The organism is Nocardiopsis quinghaiensis, from assembly GCF_008638365.1.
GTDB classification, from domain to species: domain Bacteria; phylum Actinomycetota; class Actinomycetes; order Streptosporangiales; family Streptosporangiaceae; genus Nocardiopsis; species Nocardiopsis quinghaiensis.
In genome coordinates this window covers 1-19,901 of sequence record NZ_VWVU01000028.1, presented here as the reverse complement: position 1 = coordinate 19,901, position 19,901 = coordinate 1, and the positions used below count along the sequence as shown (strand labels likewise).

Below are 19,901 nucleotides of genomic sequence, written 5' to 3'. Positions count from 1 at the left end.
CCGTGGAAGAGAACGATCTGCGCAGCCTCGTGGAGGAACAACTCGCACTCACCCGGAGGCTCAAGGACCAGATACGTGAGCTCAAGGAACGGGACAGGGCCCCGCTGGCCGTCGTCGGCACCGGTCTGCGCCTGCCCGGAGGCCTCACCAGTCCCGACGGCTACTGGGACTTCCTGAACGGCGAGGGCAACGCCGCCCGGGAGTTCCCCGAGGACCGGGTCGGTCTGCGCTCCGTGTACGACCCGCACCCGGACCGGCCCGGTACCTCCTACGTCTCCAAGGCGGCACTGCTCGACGACCCCGCCGGGTTCGACGCCGCGTTCTTCGGGATCTCCCGGCGCGAGGCCGAGGCCCTCGACCCCCAGCAGCGCCTGATGCTGGAGGTCTCCTGGGAGGCCATGGAAAGGGCCGGCATCGCGATCCGGCGCGGCGAGCGACTCAACGCGGGCGTCTTCGTCGGCATCATGGCCGCCGAGTACACCGACCGGCTCGCACGCGGTGCCGACCTGGAGGGCATCGACCCCTACTACGGGACCGGCGGCGGTCACGCCTTCGCGGCCGGACGCGTCTCCTACGCCCTGGACCTGTCCGGCCCGGCGATGAGCGTGGACACCGCCTGCTCCTCCTCCCTGGTGGCGCTGCACTACGCCGCCCGGAGCCTGCGCCGGGGCGAGTGCCGCTACGCCCTGGTCGGCGGCGCCAACGCCATGTTCTCCCCGGAACTGATGGTCTCGCTGTGCCGGAGCCGGGCCCTGGCGCCCGACGGCCGCAGCAAGCCCTTCCTGGCCGACGCCGACGGCTACGGCCGGGGCGAGGGCGTGGGCGCCCTGGTCCTGATGCGCCTGGACGAGGCCGAACGGGAGGGACGCCCCGTCCTGGCCGTGCTGCGCGGCAGCGCCGTCAACCACGACGGAGCCTCCTCCGGGCTGACCGTGCCCAACGGTCCCGCCCAGCAGGAGGTCATCCGGGCCGCCCTGACCGACTCCGGGCTGCGCCCGGAGGAGGTCTCCTACGTCGAGGCGCACGGCACCGGCACCTCCCTGGGCGACCCCATCGAGGCGGGAGCGCTCCAGGAGGTCTACGGCCGGGCCGAGCGGGACGAACCGCTGATGGTCGGCAGCGTCAAGGCCCGCCTGGGCCACCTGGAGGCCGCCTCCGGCGTGGCCGCGCTGATCAAACTCGTCCTCATGCTCCGGAACGGCGCCGTCCCCGCGGCACGCGGGAGCGGGGACGGCCCCCTCAACCCGCACATCCCCTGGGACAGTGTGAACCTGGACGTACCCGACCGGGTCCGCCCCTGGCCGACCCGCGCACCCGTCGCCGGGGTCAGCGCCTTCGGGCTGAGCGGGACCAACGCCCACGCCCTGCTGGCCGCGCCGGACCCGCGTCCGCACGACCCGGGTCCCCGGGCCGACCGCCGGGAACTGGTCACCGTCTCGGCCCGCGACCGCGCCGCCCTCGCCGAACTCGTCGAACGTGTCGGCGACCACCTGACCGAGAGCAAGCGCCTGGCCTCGGCCTGCCACACACTGCGCTGCGGCCGCGCGGACTTCACCCACAGGATCGCCGTCACCGGCGCCGACGCCGCCGAACTGGCCGCCAACCTGCGCGCCGCGCTGGAGGCCGGGCAGCCCGACGACGCCGTGGGCCGTACGGTGACCCTGCGGCTGACCAGGGACACCGCGACCCTCACCGCGGCCGTCCGCTCCCTGGCCGCGGCGCTGCCCGGACTGGTCCCCGGCGACGGTCCCGGAACCGATCCGGCCGCCGCGCTGGGCTCGGTCCTCACCGGCCTCGGCCTGCGCACTGCCACCGAACACGCCGACGCCCCCGAGCACGCCGCCGCCCTGGAGTGGAACGGCCGCGCGCACCCGCTGCTGGCCACCGGGCCCGACACCTGCGCCGAAGCCTTCCTCGGCGCCCTGGCCGCCCTGTACACCGCCGGAGCGGACCTGGACATGACGGCGCTGCGCCCAGCGGGCACCCCGTTCGACCCCGACGTGCCCACCTACGCCTTCCAGCGGCGGCGCTACTGGATCGACGAGCCCCGGTCCGGAACGGTGTCCGGAACGGCGCAGGCGCGGGAGGAGGCCCCCGGCGACGGGGGCGGCGCCGACCGCGCCGAGATCACCTCCTTCCTCTCCGCCGAGCTCGCCACGGCCTTGCAGGCCGACGAACCGGTCGACCCCTCCAGCGGGTTCCTGGACGTGGGAGGCGACTCCTTCACCGCGATGACGCTGCTCACCGGCGCCGAGCAGCGCTTCGGGTGCGAACTCCCGCTGGACGGCCTCGACGTCGAGGCGACCGTCGGCGCGCTCGTGGAGGACCTGGCCGACCGCATCGTGGAGGCCGTGAAGGCCCCGTCCGGACAGGAGCAGGCCGCATGACGACCCCCTTCACACGCCCCCGCGAACCGCGGGACGCCGCCCTGCGCCTGTTCGTGTTCCACCACGCCGGAGGATCGGCGGCCAGCTTCTTCCCCCTCGTACGCGAACTGCCCGAGGACTGGGAGCCGGTCCTGTACGACCTGCCCGGCCACGGCCGCCGGCGCTCCGAGGACCCCCTCGGTGACATACCGCGGATGGTCGAGCGGGCGGTCGACGAACTGGAGCGGGAGCTCGACGGGCCCTTCGCCCTGTTCGGGCACAGCCTGGGCGCGGTCGTCGCCTTCGAGACCGCGCACGCCCTCACCGCACGGGGGCGCCGGCCCCTGTGGCTGGGCGTCTCGGGCCGGGCCGCGCCCACCCTCCCGGCCCGCGGGGCCCGAGGCATCCACGAACTCGACGACGCGGCCCTGCTCGCCTCCCTGAACTCCGTGGGCGGAGGGATGCCGGACCGGGTGGCCGAGGTTCCCGAGTTCCGCCGGCGCTTCCTGCGGCTGGTCCGCGCCGACCTGGGCGCGGTCGGCTCCTACCGGCCTGCACCGGACCGCGCGCCCCTGACCTGCCCGGTGACCGCCTACGCGGGCGACACCGACCCGTGGGCGCCGACCGAGTCCGTGGCCGCCTGGCGGGACCAGACCAGCGCCGCCTTCACCCGGCGCACCCTGCCCGGAGGGCACTTCTACTTCGTCGACCACGGGCCGGGCCGCCTGGCACGGGAACTGGCCGCCGACGTTCGCGCCGCCGCCCTCGAACCCGTCGGCCGGGCCTGACACCGAATCCGTACGCGCACCGCGCGGAGCCGCACCAACGAAGGAAGACCGATGCACGTCATAGAGACCCGCCAGACCATCGACGCCACACCCGAGCAGGTGTGGGAGACCCTGTCCGACCTGGAACGGTTCCGGGAGTGGAACCCCCTCATCGTCGAGGTCGAGGGCACGGCCGCCGTCGGTGAGCGCATCGAGTTCCGGATGGTCCTGCCCGACGGAGGCAAGAGCAGCCACAACCCGGTGATCACCGAGGTCGTCCCTGGCCGCGCGCTGTGCTGGGAGGGGACCGTCGGAGCCGCCTGGCTGGCCCGCGCCGTGCACGAGTTCCGCCTCGAACCCTCCGGCGGGGGGACCTCCCTGACCCACAAGGAGACCTTCACCGGCCTTCTGGTCCCCCTGGTCAAGGGCACCCTGAAGCGCACCGAGCAGGGCTTCCACGACATGAACCGCGCGCTGAAGGACCTGGTGGAGTCCCGCACCGCCGCGAACGACTGACCCGCACCCGCGACGACCGGTCCGCACCCGCGCGGCGCTCGCCGCCGCGCGGGTGCGGCGGTCCCGGACGGTTTCAGCGCGCCATGTCGCGGTCCCGGGGGAGTACGTCCGCGATCCGCTGCCGCTCGGTGATGTCGAACTTGCGGTAGATCCGGGTCAGGTGCTGCTCCACGGTGCTGACCGTGATGTGCAAGTTGGACGAGATCTGCCGGTTCGTCAGCCCCTTGGCGGCGAGAACCGCCACCCGGGACTCCGCCCTGGTCAGCTCGGGCGCGGCCGGTCGCGGCCCGAGGCGGTCGCCGGCCCGGGCGCCCGGACCCGGAGCGGGGGCGGGCACCGGCGCACCGTGTTCCCCGACCAGCGGCGCGCTGTGCTCGGCCAGGGAGCGGCGTGCCCTCTCACGCAGGCACACGGCCTCCGCGCCGTCGCCCAGGACCTCGTACGTGTCGGCCAGGTCCAAACGCGATCGCGAGGCCTCCAGCGCGTCGGGGGCACGGTCCAGCAGGTGGATCGCGTCCTCCAGCACCGGTACCCGCTCCTCGGGCGGCAGGACGGTGGCCAGGTCCCGAAGGACGACGCCCCGCGTGCGCGGACGGCCGGGGGCCGCCAGCGCCTCCTGCTCCACCACCAGCCTCCGGGCCGCCCCCGGCTCCCCGAGCCGCAGGTGGGCCCTGGCGGTACCGCCCCGCCACGGCACCAGGGAGGGGGTGTCCATCCCCCACCTCGTCATCAGCTCTCCGCAGACGGAGAAGTCGGCCAGGGCGCACTGGGCCCGTCCCGCGTTGAGGTGGTGGTGACCGCGCGCGTACAGGTAGTGCAGGCCGAAACGGGAGCGGAAGACCTCCTCGGTCACGGGCTCGGCCAGGACGCGGGCCACCTCCCGCCGGTCACCGGTGGCCTCGGCGATCAGGAGCAGGTCGCCCAGCGGCAGGCCGGCCACCACGCCCCAACCCGGTACGGACAGTGTCGACAGGGCGGTCTTCGCGTGGTGCCGGGCCACGCCCAGGTCACCGGTCCGCAGCGCGACGTGGGCACGCAGCATGTGGGCCTGGCCGCGCCAGAGCGGGGACCGGTCCGGCGCGTCGATGAGCGACTCGCCCCAGTACACGGCCCGGTCGAGCCGGTCGGTGTAGACCAGCGCGGAGAGCGCCGCGGACACCGCCTCCACCATGTGCTCGCCGAGTCCGGCGTTGGTCAGGACCTCTTCCGCCCTGTCCGTCGCGCAGCGGTCGTCCGTCCCCGCCAGGGCGGTGGCCAGCGACTCGGCCCCGCTGAGCCGCAGTATCGGTTTGGCGATGCTCGGGGCGTCGCTGACCTCCCCGGCTCCCTCGGCCCCGGGGACGAGCACCGTCACCTCCGGGTGGGTGGTCGCGCACACCGCCCGGGTGATGCGCGCCTCGACCGAGGCGTCCGGGTCGGAGTCCCCGCGCACGGCCTCCGGCATGCCGCGCAGTACCCTCTCCGCCTCCACGCGGTGTCCCGCCCACAGCAGGCCGCGCAGCAGCGCGTACAGCTCACACGCGGGGAGCCGACCGGCGAGGGCGTCGCCGGTGAGCCGCAGCAGGTGCCGGGTCGCGGCCTCGGGGTCCACCCGCCACAGCGTCGCGGCCAGCGCCACCGCGATCCTGGGCTTGGCCCCCTCGTCGGTGCAGAACGCCGACGCGGAGCTGAGGCAGTCGATCGCGAAGGCGAGGTCCCCGCCGGCCATGGCCTGTTCGGCGGCCGTGCACAGCAGCGGGACCGCCCACGGGTCGCTCACGCGGTCGGTGGCGCGCAGGTGGCGCGCGACCCGGATGACCGGCGCGTCGTTCTCGTACAGCAGCCGGGCGCACCCCAGGTGTGCCCCGGCCCGTTCGTCGGGCCCCATCAGGTCCAGCACGGCGGCCCGCGCCTCGGGGTGGCGGAAGCCGTCCGAGTCCAGGAGCCCTGCCGTCCCGAGCCGGTGCAGCGTGCTCCCCGCCTCCCGCCAGCGGGTCAGGACGTGGGGGAGCGGCTCGTCCCGCGCGTCCGTCTCACCCATGACCGCGAGGACCTTGGCCAGCTCCATCGCCGAGGGCCCGTGGCGGCGCAGGTACTCGACGAAGGCGGCGCGATAGGACTCTCCCGGCCGGAACCTGCTCGGGGCACCGTACCGGGGCGTGCGCCGTGCGGTACCGAGGTGGTCCCCCAGCACGGCACTCACCAGGCCGGGTACGCCCCCGGTGATCCGCACCAGGTCGGCCACGGCCTCGTCGCCGGCTTCGGTGAAGTAGCCGGACAGGAGTTCCCGCACGTCCGCGGTGCCCAGCGGCGCGAGCCGGATCTGGGTGCTCTGCGGTAGCAACGACAGTTCGGCGAGGTGCTCGGCGACGCCCTCACGTGAGGGCGACCGCTCGGTGACGACCGCCATGAGCGGCACCCGGCGCAGGCGCCGCAGGACGTACAGCAGGCAGCGGACGGAGGGGGCGTCGGCCAGGTGGGCGTCGTCGACGTGCACGGTCAGGGGCGCCTCCGAGGCCGTGAGCCTCAGTTCGCGGCACACCTCCTCCAACCGGGGGACCAGCCAGGGGAGCAGGTCGGCTTGGGGAAGCTCCGAGACCCGCCTCGCCTCCAGGGCGACGGGGGACAGCCCGACCGCGACCATGATCTGGTTGAGGAGGCCGAGCGGCAGGTCCTGCTCGCCGCGTACCCCGCTGACGGGAATGTGCATCCCGCCCGAGGCCGTCACGTGTCCGACGAAGTCGTCCAACAGCGCTGACTTTCCGGAGGCCGTGGGTCCCGTGATGTGGACGATCTGGCCCCTGCCCCTCAGGCACTCGGCGTAGAGGCTCCGGATGAGGGCGCGTTCGTGCTCACGCTGGACAAGATGCATCGGCTCCTCGTTCGCTCTTGAGTACGCCCCGATTCCAGGGAGGGGCCCCAAGCAAGATAAGGACTCGGTGTTTCTGCGCGGTGAATGCTCCGTGGCCTTCCGGCCGACAAGCTGGACCGATGGGGGCGGGCAGGCCGTTCCTCTCCTTCCAGCCGGACGCCGCGCACGGAACCGGGGACACGGCGGGCCCCGGGACGGCGGGCCGCAGGGGGTCCGCCTCCGGGGCCACCGTGCGCTTCCTCCGGGCCCCTACACGCCGTGCGTGGACCGGCGCGCCGCTGCGTAGCGCTCACGCACGTGCGGCGCGTCCACGGGGTCGGCGGCGGCCTCCGGCTCACCGGTGCCCCAGGACGGCGGCTCGGCGGTCCCCGCCAACGTCCACGCCGCCTGCCTGGCGGCACCGAGCGCGACGTACTCGGCGGGCGGCGGCACGACCACCCGCGCGCCCAGGACGGTCGGGGCGACCGCGCGCACGGCGGCCGACCGCGCGGCCCCGCCCACGAGCATGACCTGGCCGACCGGGATGCCGGTGTCGGTCATCGCGGACAGCCCGTCGGCCAGCCCGCACAGCATCCCCTCCACCGCCGCGCGGGCGATGTTCTCCGGACGCATGTTGGAGCGGCGCAGGCCGTGCAGGGAGCCCGCGGCGTCGGGCAGCACCGGGGTGCGCTCGCCGTCCAGGTAGGGCAGCAGCACGACCCCCTCTGCACCCGGCTCGGCGGCGAGCGCCAGCTCGTCCAGTCCCGCAAGGTCCACACCCAGCATCGCGGCGGTGGCGCTGAGCACCCGTGCCGCGTTCAGGGTGCACACCAGCGGCAGGTACCGGCCGGTCGCGTCGGCGAACCCGCAGATGATCCCGCCGGGGTCCCGCGTGGGGCCCTCACTGACGGCGAACACGGTCCCGCTGGTGCCCAGGGAGACCACGGCGTCGCCCGGGCGCAGGCCCAGGCCCAGGGCGGCGCCCATGTTGTCGCCGGTCCCGGGGGCGACCAGCGCGCCCGACGGCGTGCGGCCCACGGCCTCGGCCGGCTCGGCCACCCGCGGCACCTGGACCTCGCGTCCGAAGGCCCGCGCCAGCAGGTCGGGCCGGTAGGCGTTCTCGGTCGCCGACCAGTAGCCGGTGCCGGAGGCGTCGCCCCGGTCCGTGGTGGGCTCGGCCCTCGCGCCGGTCAACTGCCAGGTGAGCCAGTCGTGGGGGAGCATCACCCCGGTCGTGCGCGCGGCGTTGTCCGGTTCGTGCCGTGCCAGCCAGCGCAGCTTGCTGACGGTCAGGCTGGCGTTGGGGATGTTGTCCACGGACCCGGCCCACTCGGCGGTGCCGCCCAGCTCCTCCACCAGGTCCAGTGCCGCTCCGGCCGAGCGCGTGTCGTTCCACAGCAGCGCGGGGCGCACCACCGCGCCGAGCTCGTCGACGGCGACCATGCCGTGCTGCTGTCCGGCGACGGCGACGGCGGCCACGTCGTCGAGCAGGCCGGAGGAGGCCTGGGTCAGGGCGGACCACCACGCGTCGGGGTGGATCTCGGTTCCGTCGGGGTGCGGGGCGCGCGCCTCGCGCACGACCGCGCCGCTGTCGGCGTCGCAGACCACGATCTTGCAGGACTGGGTCGAACTGTCGACTCCGGCGACCAGGGGCATCGTTTCGCTCCGTGAGGGCAGGTGGGGTGGCAACCTTCACAACCTAGGGGATGGAGGCCGGGGCTGGAAAGCGCTGCCAGAGGGATACGCCCGTCCCCGACGCGCACGGCCGGGAGCCGCCGCCGGCTCCGGCGGCTCCTCCGCCGGGGCGGAGGCGAAGGCATGTGTCCGATCCCACGCGCGACAGGGGAGCTGAGGAACAATTCCTACTAAATAGGTTGGATAGGCTCTGACCAGCTCTGCGGCGTCTCCCAGGGGCCGAGAGTCGCGCGGTCGCCGGGTGCCGGCCGCCGCGTTCCCCAGCCAACGATCACGAAGGAGCGCACCATGCGCACGACCCCGGCCGCCCTCGGGGCAGCCACCCTCGTCCTGGCACTCGCCGCCTGCGGCGCGCCCAGCGAGCAGGCCGCCGACTCCAGTGGCGAGGGGAACGTGCTGCGGGTGGGCGTCAGCCCCGTACCGCACGGCGACATCCTCTCCTTCATCGACGAGAACCTCGCCGAGGAGGCGGGCCTGGAGCTGGAGATCGAGGAGATCTCCGACTACAACATCCCCAACACCGCCCTGGTCGAGGGTGAGCTGGACGCCAACTACTTCCAGCACCGCTCCTTCCTCGACGAGTGGGTGGCCAACGGGCCGGACGCCGAGCTCACCTATGTCACCGACGTCCACATCGAGCGGCTGGGCCTGTACTCCGAGACCGTCGAGAGCATCGGGGACCTGCCCGAGGGCGCCGAGATCGCGGTTCCCAACGACCCGGCCAACCTCGCCCGCGCCCTGGGCATCCTGGAGGCCCAGGACCTGGTGACCATCGACCCGGAGGCCGGCGCGTCCGCCACAGAGGACGACATCACCGACAACCCGCGCGACATCACCGTCACCCCGTTGGAGGCCGCGCAGCTGCCCCGCTCGATCACCGACGTGGACGCCGCGGTCGTCAACGGCAACTACGCCATCGAGACGAACCTGCCCGAGGAGTCCAACGTCCTGGCCTGGGAGCCCGAGGGCGAGGACTACGTCGAGGACTACGCCAACGGCCTGGTCGCCCTGGCGGAGAACGCCGACGACGAGCGCGTCCAGCTGCTGGCCGAGCTGCTGCACGACGAGCGGGTCCTGGAGTACGTCCAGGAGTCCTGGAAGGGCGTCGTCCTGGCGGTCGACGGCGAGGGAGACATCGTCGAGTCCGGAGCCGAGGGCGAGGGCGGCGACCAGGAGTGATCCCGGGGGCCGGACCCGCTTCATCCGGGGCCGGTCCGCCGCACACCCTTCTTCCGCTGTGAGGGCGGCGGAGCTCTCCGGCTCCGCCGCCCTCACGCTGTGTCGGAGCCCCGACATGCCCGGACCGTCAACGGTGATCCGCGTCACATGACCGGGGAGGGCGGGATCCGGTGGGACACGGCGCTCCGGGCGCGATCCTGCGTGCGGCCGCCTGAACTGCGCTTTCCGCGCGGGTCGGCGCCGCCCTCGGGGCCGCCCCCTCCCGTTTGGGCCGGTCATCCGGGGAAAGGGGGTCGGAGCGCCCAGCTTCCACAAAACCTACTCATTAAGTAGAGTTTGGTGCGCCGGTCCGGAACACCGAAACCAGAAGGATCCCGATGTCCCCGCGTACGTCCCCGCTCCGCGCCACCGCGGCGGCCCTGGTCCTGGCCGCGGTGACCACCGCGTGCGGGGCCACGGGAGGCCGGGACGACGACCGCGGGCTCACACTCGGGTACTTCCCCAACCTCACCCACGCTCCGGCGCTGGTGGGCGTGGAGAACGGCCTCCTCCGCGAGGCCCTGGGCGAGGACACCCCGCTCTCCACCCAGACCTTCAACGCGGGCCCCGACGCGGTCAACGCCGTCTTCTCCGGCGAGATCGACGCTGCCTTCATCGGACCCAGCCCGACCGTCAACGGCTGGGCGCAGTCCGAGGGCGCCGCGCTGCGCGTCATCGCCGGGTCGACCTCGGGCGGTGCGGGCCTGGTCGTGCGCTCCGGCATCGACGACGTCGAGGACCTGTCCGGCGCCACCCTGGCCACACCCCAACTGGGCAACACCCAGGACGTGGCGCTGCGCTGGTTCGCCCGGGAACAGGGCTGGCTGGTCGACACCGAGGGCGGTGGGGACCTGTCGGTCATCCCCCAGGACAACGCCGAGACCGTGAACGCCTTCGCGCTCGGTGAGATCGACGGCGCCTGGCTCCCCGAGCCCTACCTGAGCCGGCTGGTCATCGAGTCCGGGGGCGAACTCTTGCTCGACGAGTCCGGGCAGTGGCCCGAGACCGGCGGCGACTTCGTCACCACGCACCTCATCGTCAACGCCGACTTCCTCGCCACCCACCCCGAGGAGGTCGAGCGGCTCCTGCGAGGCCACATCGACACCGTCGACTGGGTCAACACCCACCCCGAGGACGCGCGAAGGACCGCCGCCGCACACCTGGCCGACCTGACCGGCAACCGGCCCGAGCCCGAGGTCGTCGCCTCGGCCTTCGACAACATGACCTTCACCGTCGACCCGATCGCCCCGTCCCTGGCCGCAGGAGCCGAACACGCCCAGACCGTGGGCCTGATCGATCCGGTGGACCTGAACGGCATCTACGCCCTCGACCCGCTCAACGGCCTCCTCCGGGAGGCCGGACGGGACGAGGTCGCCGGACCACAGGAGGAACAGTGACAGTCACGACCGAGAGCATCAGTACGGGCACCGCGCGCGCCTCCGCCGTCGAGATCGACCACATCTCCAAGGTGTTCGGTGAGGGCACGGGCGCCGTGACCGCCATCGACGGCATGTCCGTCTCGGTGCGGGCGCGGGAGTTCGTCGCGATCGTGGGCGCCTCCGGCTGTGGAAAGAGCACTCTGCTCTCGCTCGTGGCGGGCCTGGCACGGCCCACCACCGGGACCGTGGACGTGGGCGGACACCGTGTGGCCATGATGTTCCAGGAGTCGTCCCTGTTCCCCTGGCTCACCATCGGCGGCAACATCGAGGTCCCCATGCGGGTCAACGGGGTGCCCAAGGCCCGACGCAAGGAGCGCGTCGCCGAACTGCTCGACCTGGTGCGCCTGAGCGGCGTCGCCCGCAAGCGCCCGCACCAGCTCTCCGGCGGCATGCGCCAGCGCGTCGCCCTGGCCCGGGCCCTGGCCCAGGACGCCGACGTGCTGCTCATGGACGAGCCCTTCGGGGCCCTGGACGCCATGACCCGCGACATCCTCCACGACGAGCTGGAGCGGATCTGGCGGGAGAAGTCGCTGACCGTCATGTTCGTCACGCACAACGTGCGCGAGGCCGTGCGTCTGGGGGACCGGGTCATCCTGCTCTCCAGCCGTCCCGGTCGCGTCATCGAGGAGTTCGCGGTGGAGGGCGAGCGGCCCCGCCGGATCGACTCCGCGCAGATCGCCTCCCAGGCGGCCGAGATCACCGATCGGCTGAAGGTGGAGGTGTCGCGCCATGCCGGCTGACCCCAGTGTGCAGGACCGCCAGGTCCAGGGCCTGGACGCCCTGGAGATGGCGCCGTCGCGACAGTCCGACCGGCCCACCGCCGTGCGGGTGGCGGCCAGGGCGTGGGCGGCCACCTGGCCCAAGCTGGCCGCCGTGGCCATCGTGCTCGTGGCCTGGCAGGCCGTGGTGTGGAGCGGGTGGCGGCCGGTCTACGTCCTGCCCGGGCCCGACCAGGTCCTGCCGCGCCTGCTCACCGAGGTCACCTCCGCCGAGTTCTGGGAGGCCTTCGGGGTCACCATGCGCCGCGCCCTCACGGGCTTCGCACTGGCCCTCACCGTGGGCGTGTTCCTCGGCCTGGCCGTGACGCGGTTCCGACTGCTGCGCGTGGCGATCGGCTCCCTCATCACGGGCCTGCAGACCATGCCGTCCATCGTCTGGTTCCCCTTCGCGATGCTGCTCTACGGCATCAGCGAGTCGGCCATCATGTTCGTGATCGTCCTGGGCGCCGCGCCCTCCATCGCGGGCGGTCTGACCTCGGGGATCGACTACGTGTCCCCGCAGCTGCTGCGGGCGGGCCAGGCCATGGGCCTGCGCGGTGTCCAGAGGTACACGCTGCTGATCGTCCCGGCCGCCCTGCCGATGTTCGTCTCCGGCCTCAAGCAGGGGTGGGCCTTCGCCTGGCGCTCACTCATGGCGGGCGAACTGCTGGTCATCATCAACCAGCAGAGCTCCATCGGCTGGGCGCTGAGCCAGGCACGCCAGTTCAACGACTCCGAGGGCCTGCTGGCCTACGTCGTCATCGTGCTGTGCGTGGGCATCGTCATCGACGTGTTCTTCAACTGGGCCGACCGCTCCATCCGCCACCGCTGGGGCGTCACCGCCTCCTGACTCCGGCCGGCCGGAGCCGGGGCGGCCGGTTCCGCGCACACGACGGTGGGCCGGCCAGCGACGGCTGACCGGCCCACCGTGCGGTAGGACCTAGGCGCGCACCAGCGGTGTGTCCACCAGGTGCTCGGCCACGAACCAGGCCTGGAGTTCGTTGACGCGGATCACCTCCGACACCAGCAGGTCGTTCGTGCCGTCGTCCCCCAGCTCCTGCGTGCGTGCCGCCGCGTCGTGGCAGTCCTCCAGGATGGTCTCGTGCCCCTCCAGGAGACGGGAGAGCATCGCGGGCACCTCCTCGGCGCCGTTCGGCGGGCGCGGGATGTTGGTGATCTCCGCGACGTGCCGGGGGTCACCGACCGCCACACCGCCCAGGGTCTGCACGCGCTCGGCGATGCTGTCGATCAGTGCGGTCTGCTCACCGGCGTGCTTGTCCATCAGCAGGTGCAGCTGGTAGAAGGTCTGCCCCCGCATCAGCCAGTGGTGCTTCTTGTACAGGTCGTGCAGGATGCGCGTGTCGCACAGCACCTGGTTGAGCCGCTGGCAGGAGTACATCCGCGTGTCATAGGACAGCCCGACCGGGAACTGGCGAACCGTCCCGAACTCCTGGATCTCCTCGCCGCTCTGGTGCAGCCACGGCTGGCTGCTCCTGGGCTTTGGCGCCGTTCCGGTCCTGTGGTCTGCGGTCGTCACGTCTGGTCCCCCTCCAGTCGGTGTGACTCGTGTCGCGGCTGTGAGTACAAGCCGTGGCACGATCCGTCTGCCAGTCTCGGCTACCCACCGCTGGCGGACACCTAACCTCGCCCCGACCGGAGGCGGGTGTCACGTGCTTTCGTCGCACGGACCCCACCGACGGGCACGGGAGCGGTGCCTCGACGGGCGGCTTCCTGCACGGGGACGGCGGATGGAAGTCCTGCCAGGACTACCGCGGCCAGGGCCTCCTCCAGGTGCCACCGGAGGAACCGGGGCCTGCCACGGAGTCCTGGCTCCTTCCGGCCGCGCCGGTCAGGGGGCGATGGCGCAGGCGGTCTCCAGGACGAACCGCGGCCAGGGCCGGTGCGGGTCGTACCCGGTCAGCTCCCGTACCCGGCGCAGCCGGTAGCGCAGCGTCTGCGCGTGGACGTGCAACGCGCCCGCGGCGGTGGTCGCCGCCCCCTCCCGGAAGTAGGCCCGCAGAGTCTCCAGCAGATGGGCGTTGCCCTCCGACAGCAGCGGCCCCAGGACGGTGCGGCGGACCGCGGCCGGGGTGACCGGACCTCCGTTGAGCAGCGCCAGCACGCACGCGTCCGCGTCCCCCAGCAGCCCCCGGGCGCCGAACGCGTGCGGCGGAGCGGTCTCCAGGGCGTCGTCCGCCAGCCGGTAGGCGGCCGACATGTCGGTCAGCGCGCGCGGCTCCAGCACGCACCCGCGCCAGGGGCCCCGGCCGAGCACGGCGGCCATCCGGGCGTCGTCTTCGGGGGACAGCAGGACCACCACCCGTCCCGAGCGCGTCGTCAGCAGCGGATCGGCGCCCACCGGTCCCGCCAGGCCCAGCAGTTCCATCCCCGCCGACACCGTGACCGCCTGTGACGGTTCGTCGGAGGAAGGCGCGCAGGCCTCGGCCACCACCAGCACCGCCGGGTCGGGCGGCGTGATGCCCAGGGTCCGCGACCGGTCGCGGATCGCTCCGCGCGAGGCCTGCCTCCCGATGAGCAGGTCGTCCAGGAACGCCCGGCGGGCCCGCTCCAGGTCGGCGTCCAACCGGTGCGCGGTCTCGTCGTGGCCCGCGGACAGGCTCTCGGATATCTGGTCGATCGAGGTCAGCCACAGTTCGCTCAGAGCGAACACGTCGGCGGCGTCGAGCCGGTCGGCCGCGGCCTCCGACACCAGCCGCACCGCTGTCGCCGACCCCACACGGTGCGCCCGCACCACCGCCCCGATCGACCGCCCGTCGGCGGCCCGGGAACGCCCGATGCTCCGCAGCCGATCCACGTCCCCCGGCGGCAGCCGTGTCGCTCCGGCCACCCACAACTCCAGTGAACGGCTCACCAGCCACCCGGTGATCGCCCGCACCTCCGCCAGTTGGGAACCGTGCAGGGCCCGGTAGGCGGGGACCTCGGCGTGCACCTCGGAGACGATCCGCTCCACCAGTCCGGCCCGATCCCGCGCCAGCTCGGCGCTGACCAGGGCACGCTGTTCGTATCCCATCCCACCTCCAGCCCCGGGTCGGATCCGGGAAGCCTACCGGCGGCCCCGCGGTCCGGGCTGTGGGAGGGCTGGTCCCATCGGGGTAGGGGACAAGGGAAGAGACGGCTGTGACGGGGGTGTCATCAAGAACGGATGGTGAGTCAGGTGGTGGCGTGGACGTCACCGGGGACGCTTCCGCCCGCGGGGGCGTCCTCCACCACCGTCCGCCACCGGGCGCGAACGGTAAAAAGTGCGCACAGCTGTGCGCACCCGGGGCGGTGACCAGCACGAACATGGCAGTATGCGACTGCGGAAGGCCGCACGCCGCGAGAACGAGCAGAACCGTTCAGCGCCAACGGGGGATGAGACAGATGAAGCAGATGACAGTCCCGGAAACCACTCTGGGTAATGGACTACGCATTCCACAGCTGGGATTCGGTGTGTGGCAGGTACCCCCGGACGAGGTGGTGCCGGCCGTCTCCACCGCGCTCGACGCCGGTTACCGCAGCATCGACACCGCGGCCGCCTACGACAACGAGGAGGGGGTCGGCGAGGCACTGCGCCGCTCGGGCCTGGAACGCGGTGAGGTCTTCGTCACGACCAAGCTGTCCAACTCCGACCAGGGCTACGACGCCGCCCTGAGAGCCTTCGACGCCAGCCTGGAGCGGCTGGGGCTGGACGTGCTCGACCTGTACCTCATCCACTGGCCGCTGCCCGGGCGCGACCAGTACGTGCCCACGTGGAAGGCGCTGGAGCGCCTCTACGCCGAGGGCCGCGTCCGCGCCATCGGGGTGTCCAACTTCCAGCGGTCGCATCTGGAGCGGGTCATGGAGGAGGGCGGGATCACGCCCATGGTCAACCAGATCGAGCTGCACCCGCTGCTCACCCAGGAGACCATGCGCGCCTTCAACGCCGAGCACGGAATCGTCACCGAGGCGTGGAGCCCCCTGGGCCACGGCAAGCTCCTGAACCATCCCGCGGTCGTCGCGATCGCCGAGGACCACGAGCGCACACCCGCGCAGGTGCTGCTGCGCTGGCACCTGCAGCTGGGCAACGTGGTGATCCCCAAGTCGGTGACCCCGGAGCGGATCCGGTCCAACTTCCAGGTCTTCGAGTTCGAGCTCTCCGGCGAGGAGGTGGACCGTGTCAGCCGGCTCAACACCGACAGCCGCTTCGGTCCCGACCCCGACGAGTTCACCGGAGTCTAGGGCGCCGTCCGTCGGACGCGCCCTGAGGGCTCTCCCCGGGGAAGGGGCACTCGGCGGGGCCTAGTCGCGCAGTTCCCGGCGCTTGCGGGCGCCGGCCAGGACGGAGTCGGTGCCGTCACGGCGGACGCGCCGGACGTAGACGGCGCCCCCGACGAAGATGGCGGCGACCACCCCGAGCACGGCGACGAGTGCGATGACGGACAGCAGCAAAGTGATCGACATGCGCTCATCGTAGCCGCCCGCCCGGCGGAGCCCGGAGGGGCCGTCGGACGGGCGGCGGGCGCGACGCCGGACGGGAGGGGGCCTCGACGGGACGGACACCGCGGTCGGCGGTCAGCGGCCTGCGTGATCCGGACGTCCCCGGCGTCCCTGGCGGCGCCCCCGGGCGGGACCGCGTCCAACCGTCCTCCCGCCGCTCCGCACGTCGGCGCCTCCCTTGACGCCTCCGGTGCTCACCAGCACCACGGCCACCGTGCACACCGCCATCCCCGCCAGGGCGCCCGGGCCCACCGGGTCGCCGAACATCAGCCAGGACCACACCAGCGTGGTGGGCGGGGTCAGGTACAGCAGGGCGGACACCCGGGCCACACCCGTCCGGGCCAGGTTGACCCAGTACAGGCCGTAGCCTCCCAGCGTCGACAGCACCACCACCCAGGCCACCGCCGCCCAGAACCCCGGATCGGCGGGCGGGGCCAGCGTTCCGGTGGCGGCGGCCAGCCCCGTGAACAGCACCGCGCTCACCGCGCACTGCACCGCCAGGGCCTCCACCAGCGAGCCTCCGGGCCGCGCACGGCGCTCCAGCAGGGTCGCGGCCACCAGGGAGAGCATCGCCCAGAGCGGCAGCAGATACCCCCACCAGGGCGCCGCGCCCGGCCGCAGCAGGTCGGCGCCCACCACCAGCCCGACCCCGGCCAACCCCACCGCCAGGCCCGCCAGTCGGCGCGGCCGCACCCGCTCACCCAGCAGCGGGACCGCCAGCGCCGTCGCCACCAGCGGCTGGAGGGCGGCCACCAGTGCGCTCGTCCCCGCGGCCACGCCCGCCTGCGCCGCAGCGAACACCCCGTACAGGAACCCGGCCTGGGACAGCAGCCCGAGTACGGCGTGCGCCACCAGGTCCCGCCGTGGCATCCGTGCCCGCCGCCACAGGCACCATGCCGCCAGCAGCGCGGCCACCACCATGAAGCGCCAGGCCAGCAGGGTCGTCGCGGGCGCGTACGCGGTGCCGAGTTCGGCACCGACGAAACCGGAACTCCACGTCACCACCAGCCCTCCGGCGAGCAGGACGGGCAGCAGGGGACGGAGCGTGTGCGCTTTCCCGGGTTCCATGTTGCCAGGTAAACATACCGGTCGGTATACTCACAATGTAGTCACCGGCCGCCACACCGCGGGGCCGGATGGGAGAGCGGGAAGCAGGGGAGTGGACGCCATGACCAGCAGCGGGACCAGACCGATGACCCCGGCCGCGCGCCGCGTCCTGGACGTGGCGACCGAGCTGTTCTACACCCGGGGCATCAACACCGTCGGCATGGAGCTGGTCGCCGAGCGGGCCGGGGTCACCAAGAAGACCATCTACGACCGGTTCGGCTCCAAGCAGCAACTCGTCGTCCAGTACCTGCGCGCCCGCGACGCCCGCTGGCGCGAGCACCTCGACGCCTACCTGGGGCGGGCCGACGCACCGCGCGCACGCGTGGCGGCCACCTTCGAGGCCCTGGACGACTGGATGGGCGCGGAGAACCCGCGCGGCTGCGCCATGGTCAACGCCTACGCCGAGCTCTCCGACCCCGAGCACCCCGGCCGCGCGGTCGCCGAGGACCAGAAGCGGGGGCTGCGCGACCTGTACGCCGATCTCGCCGCGCGGGCCGGAGCGGATGATCCGGCGGCCCTCGGCGACGCGCTGGCCATGCTGCACGAGGGGGCCGTGGTCGCCCGCAACGTCACCGGGGTGGCGGACGCCGCCCGCACGGCCCGTGCCGCCGCGGACGCCCTGATGACCGTCCACGGCGCTGCCTGAGGTGTTCCGGCGGAAGTGCCCGGGGCCGTGCGCCCGCCCGGCTCAGCGGTAGCCGAGCCGGGACAGCTCCACGCCCGCCACCTCGTGCACCTCCCCGTGCTGCGTGCGGGACAGGCGCTCGCGCCAGGAGCCCACGCCCCACGACTCCTCGGTCAGCAGCTCCGAGGCCGACACCCGCGCCCCGGTGAACTCCCGCAGCCGCTCGGCGGTGTCCACCTCCCCGCCGTGCACGTCCTCGTAGCGCAGGGTCAGCAGCTGCTCGGCGCCGATGCTGCGGCGCAGCAGCGCCGACATGCGGACCGCGCCCCGCCACCGCATCGCGCACTTGGCTGCCGTGGACCCCTCCGTGAACGCGGTCAGGTCCGACTCCTCCTCCAGCCCGAAGAAGTGGTTGGGGAACTCGTGGTCCAGCTTCATGAAGCTCGGCTTGGTCCAGGCCAGGGAGCGCTCGTCCTCCATCATGTCCGCGATGACGTCGCGGCCGTCCCGGATGACCTGCACGAACAGCGCGTCTGGGAAGGCCGCGTGCAGGGCGGTGGCGCTGAACAGCAGGTCGGGGCTGGCGTCGCCGTAGCGGTGCACGTCCGCGCTGTGCTCGCACGGTTCGGCGGAGACGTTGGCGGGCACGCGCGTCCACGGCCTCGGGCACCGGGGACAGGTCAGGGGGGTGAGCTGCCATGCCTCGGCGTAGGCCTCACGCAGCAGGCTCGCCGTTCCCGCGGCCTTCTCCAGGGCGAGGGAGGGCCGCCTGGCCACGGCGTAGACGGCGTTGAGCACGCCCGACGAGCCCGCACCGATGTGGAACCCGGGAACACGGGACAGGGCACGGGAGACCTCGGTGACCCCGGAGTGGGGAGCGCCCAGCACGAACACAGGGCGTTGGACCTTGGTCCCGTTGACCACGAGAATGTAGGACGGCTGCTTCATGATTGTGTTGATTTTCGCACCCTTTGCCCATCTCGTGTGCATCGGCCGGGGATTTCGCCTCTGCACCCCACACGCCTCCGAGGTTACGGCGTGTCGGCGGGTGGAAGCCCCCGTTCGAGGTCAAAGGCGGGGAAAGCGGTCACCAAGTCGTTGTAAGAAGGGGATTATGGCCTCGATCACCACCGACTCCGCGTCCTTCGTCGACCCCGAGGACTTCGAACGGTCCGCCGACCTGCTGGTATCCGCCGAACGCATCACGGTGCTCACCGGCGCGGGAGTGTCCACCGATTCCGGGATTCCCGACTTCCGCGGTCCGCGGGGGGTGTGGACGACCGACCCGGGCGCGCAGGCCCTGTCGGACATCGACACCTACATGGGCGACGTGAACGTACGCCGCGAGGTGTGGACACAGCGCCGCGCCCACCGGATGCGGCGCGCTCGGCCCAACGCCGCACACCGCGCCTTCGCCGACCTGGAGGCCACGGGACGGCTGCGGACGCTGGTCACCCAGAACATCGACGGCCTGCACCAGCTGGGCGGGGTGACCGGCGACAGGGTCGTCGAGGTGCACGGCACCCTGCTGCGGGTGGTGTGCATGGCGTGCGGGCTGCGCACGCCCAGCGAGGAGGTGCTGGACCGCCTGGACGAGGAGTCCGACCCCCGGTGCGTGGAGTGCGGGGGCATCCAGAAGTCGGACACCATCTCCTTCGGCCAGCGGCTCGACGCGGACGTCGTCGAGGAGGCCACGCGGGCCGCCCGCGAGTGCGACGTGTTCCTGGCCGTGGGCACCTCGCTGACCGTGCACCCGGTGGCGGGGCTGTGCGACGTGGCCATGATGTCGGGGGCCGGCCTGGTCATCGTCAACGCCGAGCCCACGCCCTACGACGACTTCGCCGCCGTGGTCCTGCGCGACTCCATCGGTGAGGCCGTCCCCGCCCTGGTGGAGCGGGTGCGCGCGGCACAGGCCTAGCGGGGCAGCGGGTTCCCCGCGCCTGGCAGCGATGATCTTGCCCCCAGCGGCAATCTCGGCCGCTTGGGGTCAAGTGGTTGTTGCAACGAGGAACTTGTCGAGGGCCTCGGCCGGGGTGGCCCAGCCCAGGGTCTGACGGGGACGGCCGTTGAGCTCGGCGGCCACCCCGTCCAACCCCTCCTGCGA

Annotated in this window: 17 protein-coding genes and 1 pseudogene; 10 read left to right on the top strand and 8 right to left on the bottom strand. The window is 72.9% G+C overall.

Annotated features, from left to right (window positions below):
- The first annotated feature begins 2 nt into the window (after window positions 1–2).
- From FYX01_RS21960 to FYX01_RS21950, 3 genes are read left to right on the top strand one after another with little or no spacing between them, the layout of a single operon-like run.
- A complete protein-coding gene (locus FYX01_RS21960; RefSeq protein WP_150244395.1) occupies window positions 3–2,387 on the top strand; it encodes a type I polyketide synthase in 2,385 nt (794 codons plus the stop codon).
- On the top strand, window positions 2,384–3,154 hold the full coding sequence (locus FYX01_RS21955; protein ID WP_150244393.1) for a thioesterase II family protein: 771 nt from the start codon (window positions 2,384–2,386) through the stop codon (window positions 3,152–3,154). Before FYX01_RS21960 ends, FYX01_RS21955 begins: the two co-directional genes overlap by 4 nt.
- Before the next feature lie 51 nt (window positions 3,155–3,205).
- On the top strand, window positions 3,206–3,649 hold the full coding sequence (locus FYX01_RS21950) for an SRPBCC domain-containing protein (protein WP_150244391.1): 444 nt from the start codon (window positions 3,206–3,208) through the stop codon (window positions 3,647–3,649).
- A gap of 73 nt (window positions 3,650–3,722) precedes the next feature.
- On the opposite strand, the gene FYX01_RS21945 is transcribed toward FYX01_RS21950, so the two are convergent.
- Window positions 3,723–6,500 carry a helix-turn-helix transcriptional regulator gene (locus FYX01_RS21945; protein ID WP_150244389.1) on the bottom strand — a complete coding sequence of 926 codons (2,778 nt, stop codon included), beginning with the start codon at window positions 6,498–6,500 and terminating at the stop codon, window positions 3,723–3,725.
- Window positions 6,501–6,749: 249 nt separating this feature from the next.
- On the bottom strand, window positions 6,750–8,135 hold the full coding sequence (gene xylB, locus FYX01_RS21940) for a xylulokinase (RefSeq protein WP_150244387.1): 1,386 nt from the start codon (window positions 8,133–8,135) through the stop codon (window positions 6,750–6,752).
- A 327-nt stretch (window positions 8,136–8,462) separates the two neighbouring features.
- Between xylB and FYX01_RS21935 the strand changes: the two genes are divergently transcribed.
- The 4 genes from FYX01_RS21935 (at window position 8,463) to FYX01_RS21920 (ending at window position 12,439) form a co-directional block, all read left to right on the top strand.
- Window positions 8,463–9,353, top strand: coding sequence for a MetQ/NlpA family ABC transporter substrate-binding protein (locus FYX01_RS21935; protein ID WP_150244385.1), 891 nt, complete (start codon window positions 8,463–8,465; stop codon window positions 9,351–9,353).
- A 377-nt stretch (window positions 9,354–9,730) separates the two neighbouring features.
- Window positions 9,731–10,789 (top strand): ABC transporter substrate-binding protein, encoded by a 1,059-nt coding sequence (locus tag FYX01_RS21930; protein WP_150244383.1) that lies wholly within the window; start codon window positions 9,731–9,733, stop codon window positions 10,787–10,789.
- Window positions 10,786–11,571, top strand: coding sequence for an ABC transporter ATP-binding protein (locus FYX01_RS21925; RefSeq protein WP_150244381.1), 786 nt, complete (start codon window positions 10,786–10,788; stop codon window positions 11,569–11,571). Before FYX01_RS21930 ends, FYX01_RS21925 begins: the two co-directional genes overlap by 4 nt.
- A complete protein-coding gene (locus FYX01_RS21920; RefSeq protein ID WP_150244379.1) occupies window positions 11,561–12,439 on the top strand; it encodes an ABC transporter permease in 879 nt (292 codons plus the stop codon). Before FYX01_RS21925 ends, FYX01_RS21920 begins: the two co-directional genes overlap by 11 nt.
- A gap of 90 nt (window positions 12,440–12,529) precedes the next feature.
- On the opposite strand, the gene FYX01_RS21915 is transcribed toward FYX01_RS21920, so the two are convergent.
- Entirely contained in the window at window positions 12,530–13,126 is a 597-nt protein-coding gene (locus tag FYX01_RS21915; protein ID WP_150244377.1) for a Dps family protein, read from the bottom strand.
- A gap of 312 nt (window positions 13,127–13,438) precedes the next feature.
- A complete protein-coding gene (locus FYX01_RS21910) occupies window positions 13,439–14,620 on the bottom strand; it encodes a PucR family transcriptional regulator (protein WP_150244375.1) in 1,182 nt (393 codons plus the stop codon).
- A gap of 359 nt (window positions 14,621–14,979) precedes the next feature.
- On the opposite strand from FYX01_RS21910, the gene FYX01_RS21905 reads away from it, so the two are divergent.
- Window positions 14,980–15,807 carry an aldo/keto reductase gene (locus FYX01_RS21905; RefSeq protein WP_150244416.1) on the top strand — a complete coding sequence of 276 codons (828 nt, stop codon included), beginning with the start codon at window positions 14,980–14,982 and terminating at the stop codon, window positions 15,805–15,807.
- A gap of 60 nt (window positions 15,808–15,867) precedes the next feature.
- Here the strand turns inward: FYX01_RS21905 and FYX01_RS26320 are convergent, their stop codons facing one another.
- Both FYX01_RS26320 and FYX01_RS21900 read right to left on the bottom strand, forming a co-directional pair.
- Window positions 15,868–16,029: a hypothetical protein gene (locus FYX01_RS26320; RefSeq protein ID WP_190394439.1), complete on the bottom strand. Its 162-nt coding sequence runs from the start codon at window positions 16,027–16,029 to the stop codon at window positions 15,868–15,870.
- 111 nt (window positions 16,030–16,140) lie between these two features.
- Window positions 16,141–17,133 carry a DMT family transporter gene (locus tag FYX01_RS21900; RefSeq protein ID WP_150244373.1) on the bottom strand — a complete coding sequence of 331 codons (993 nt, stop codon included), beginning with the start codon at window positions 17,131–17,133 and terminating at the stop codon, window positions 16,141–16,143.
- Window positions 17,134–17,233: 100 nt separating this feature from the next.
- On the opposite strand from FYX01_RS21900, the gene FYX01_RS21895 reads away from it, so the two are divergent.
- Window positions 17,234–17,818 carry a TetR/AcrR family transcriptional regulator gene (locus tag FYX01_RS21895; RefSeq protein WP_190394438.1) on the top strand — a complete coding sequence of 195 codons (585 nt, stop codon included), beginning with the start codon at window positions 17,234–17,236 and terminating at the stop codon, window positions 17,816–17,818.
- A gap of 42 nt (window positions 17,819–17,860) precedes the next feature.
- Here the strand turns inward: FYX01_RS21895 and FYX01_RS21890 are convergent, their stop codons facing one another.
- On the bottom strand, window positions 17,861–18,745 hold the full coding sequence (locus FYX01_RS21890; protein ID WP_150244369.1) for a sulfotransferase family protein: 885 nt from the start codon (window positions 18,743–18,745) through the stop codon (window positions 17,861–17,863).
- 166 nt (window positions 18,746–18,911) lie between these two features.
- Here FYX01_RS21890 and FYX01_RS21885 point away from each other — a divergent pair, with 166 nt between their 5' ends.
- Complete coding sequence (locus FYX01_RS21885) at window positions 18,912–19,715, top strand: SIR2 family NAD-dependent protein deacylase (protein ID WP_150244367.1); 804 nt, start codon at window positions 18,912–18,914, stop codon at window positions 19,713–19,715.
- Window positions 19,716–19,784: 69 nt separating this feature from the next.
- Here FYX01_RS21885 and FYX01_RS27365 read toward each other — a convergent pair.
- Window positions 19,785–19,901 (bottom strand): annotated as a pseudogene (locus FYX01_RS27365) (IS30 family transposase); the annotation flags it as partial.

Coding starts and splice junctions, on each gene's coding strand:
- FYX01_RS21955 (WP_150244393.1), top strand. CDS start 2,384: ATGACGACCCCCTTCACACGCCCCCGCGAACCGCGGGACGCCGCCCTG.
- FYX01_RS21950 (WP_150244391.1), top strand. CDS start 3,206: ATGCACGTCATAGAGACCCGCCAGACCATCGACGCCACACCCGAGCAG.
- FYX01_RS21945 (WP_150244389.1), bottom strand. CDS start 6,500: ATGCATCTTGTCCAGCGTGAGCACGAACGCGCCCTCATCCGGAGCCTC.
- xylB (WP_150244387.1), bottom strand. CDS start 8,135: ATGCCCCTGGTCGCCGGAGTCGACAGTTCGACCCAGTCCTGCAAGATC.
- FYX01_RS21935 (WP_150244385.1), top strand. CDS start 8,463: ATGCGCACGACCCCGGCCGCCCTCGGGGCAGCCACCCTCGTCCTGGCA.
- FYX01_RS21930 (WP_150244383.1), top strand. CDS start 9,731: ATGTCCCCGCGTACGTCCCCGCTCCGCGCCACCGCGGCGGCCCTGGTC.
- FYX01_RS21920 (WP_150244379.1), top strand. CDS start 11,561: ATGCCGGCTGACCCCAGTGTGCAGGACCGCCAGGTCCAGGGCCTGGAC.
- FYX01_RS21910 (WP_150244375.1), bottom strand. CDS start 14,620: ATGGGATACGAACAGCGTGCCCTGGTCAGCGCCGAGCTGGCGCGGGAT.
- FYX01_RS21905 (WP_150244416.1), top strand. CDS start 14,980: ATGACAGTCCCGGAAACCACTCTGGGTAATGGACTACGCATTCCACAG.
- FYX01_RS26320 (WP_190394439.1), bottom strand. CDS start 16,029: ATGTCGATCACTTTGCTGCTGTCCGTCATCGCACTCGTCGCCGTGCTC.
- FYX01_RS21900 (WP_150244373.1), bottom strand. CDS start 17,133: ATGGAACCCGGGAAAGCGCACACGCTCCGTCCCCTGCTGCCCGTCCTG.
- FYX01_RS21895 (WP_190394438.1), top strand. CDS start 17,234: ATGACCAGCAGCGGGACCAGACCGATGACCCCGGCCGCGCGCCGCGTC.
- FYX01_RS21890 (WP_150244369.1), bottom strand. CDS start 18,745: ATGAAGCAGCCGTCCTACATTCTCGTGGTCAACGGGACCAAGGTCCAA.
- FYX01_RS21885 (WP_150244367.1), top strand. CDS start 18,912: ATGGCCTCGATCACCACCGACTCCGCGTCCTTCGTCGACCCCGAGGAC.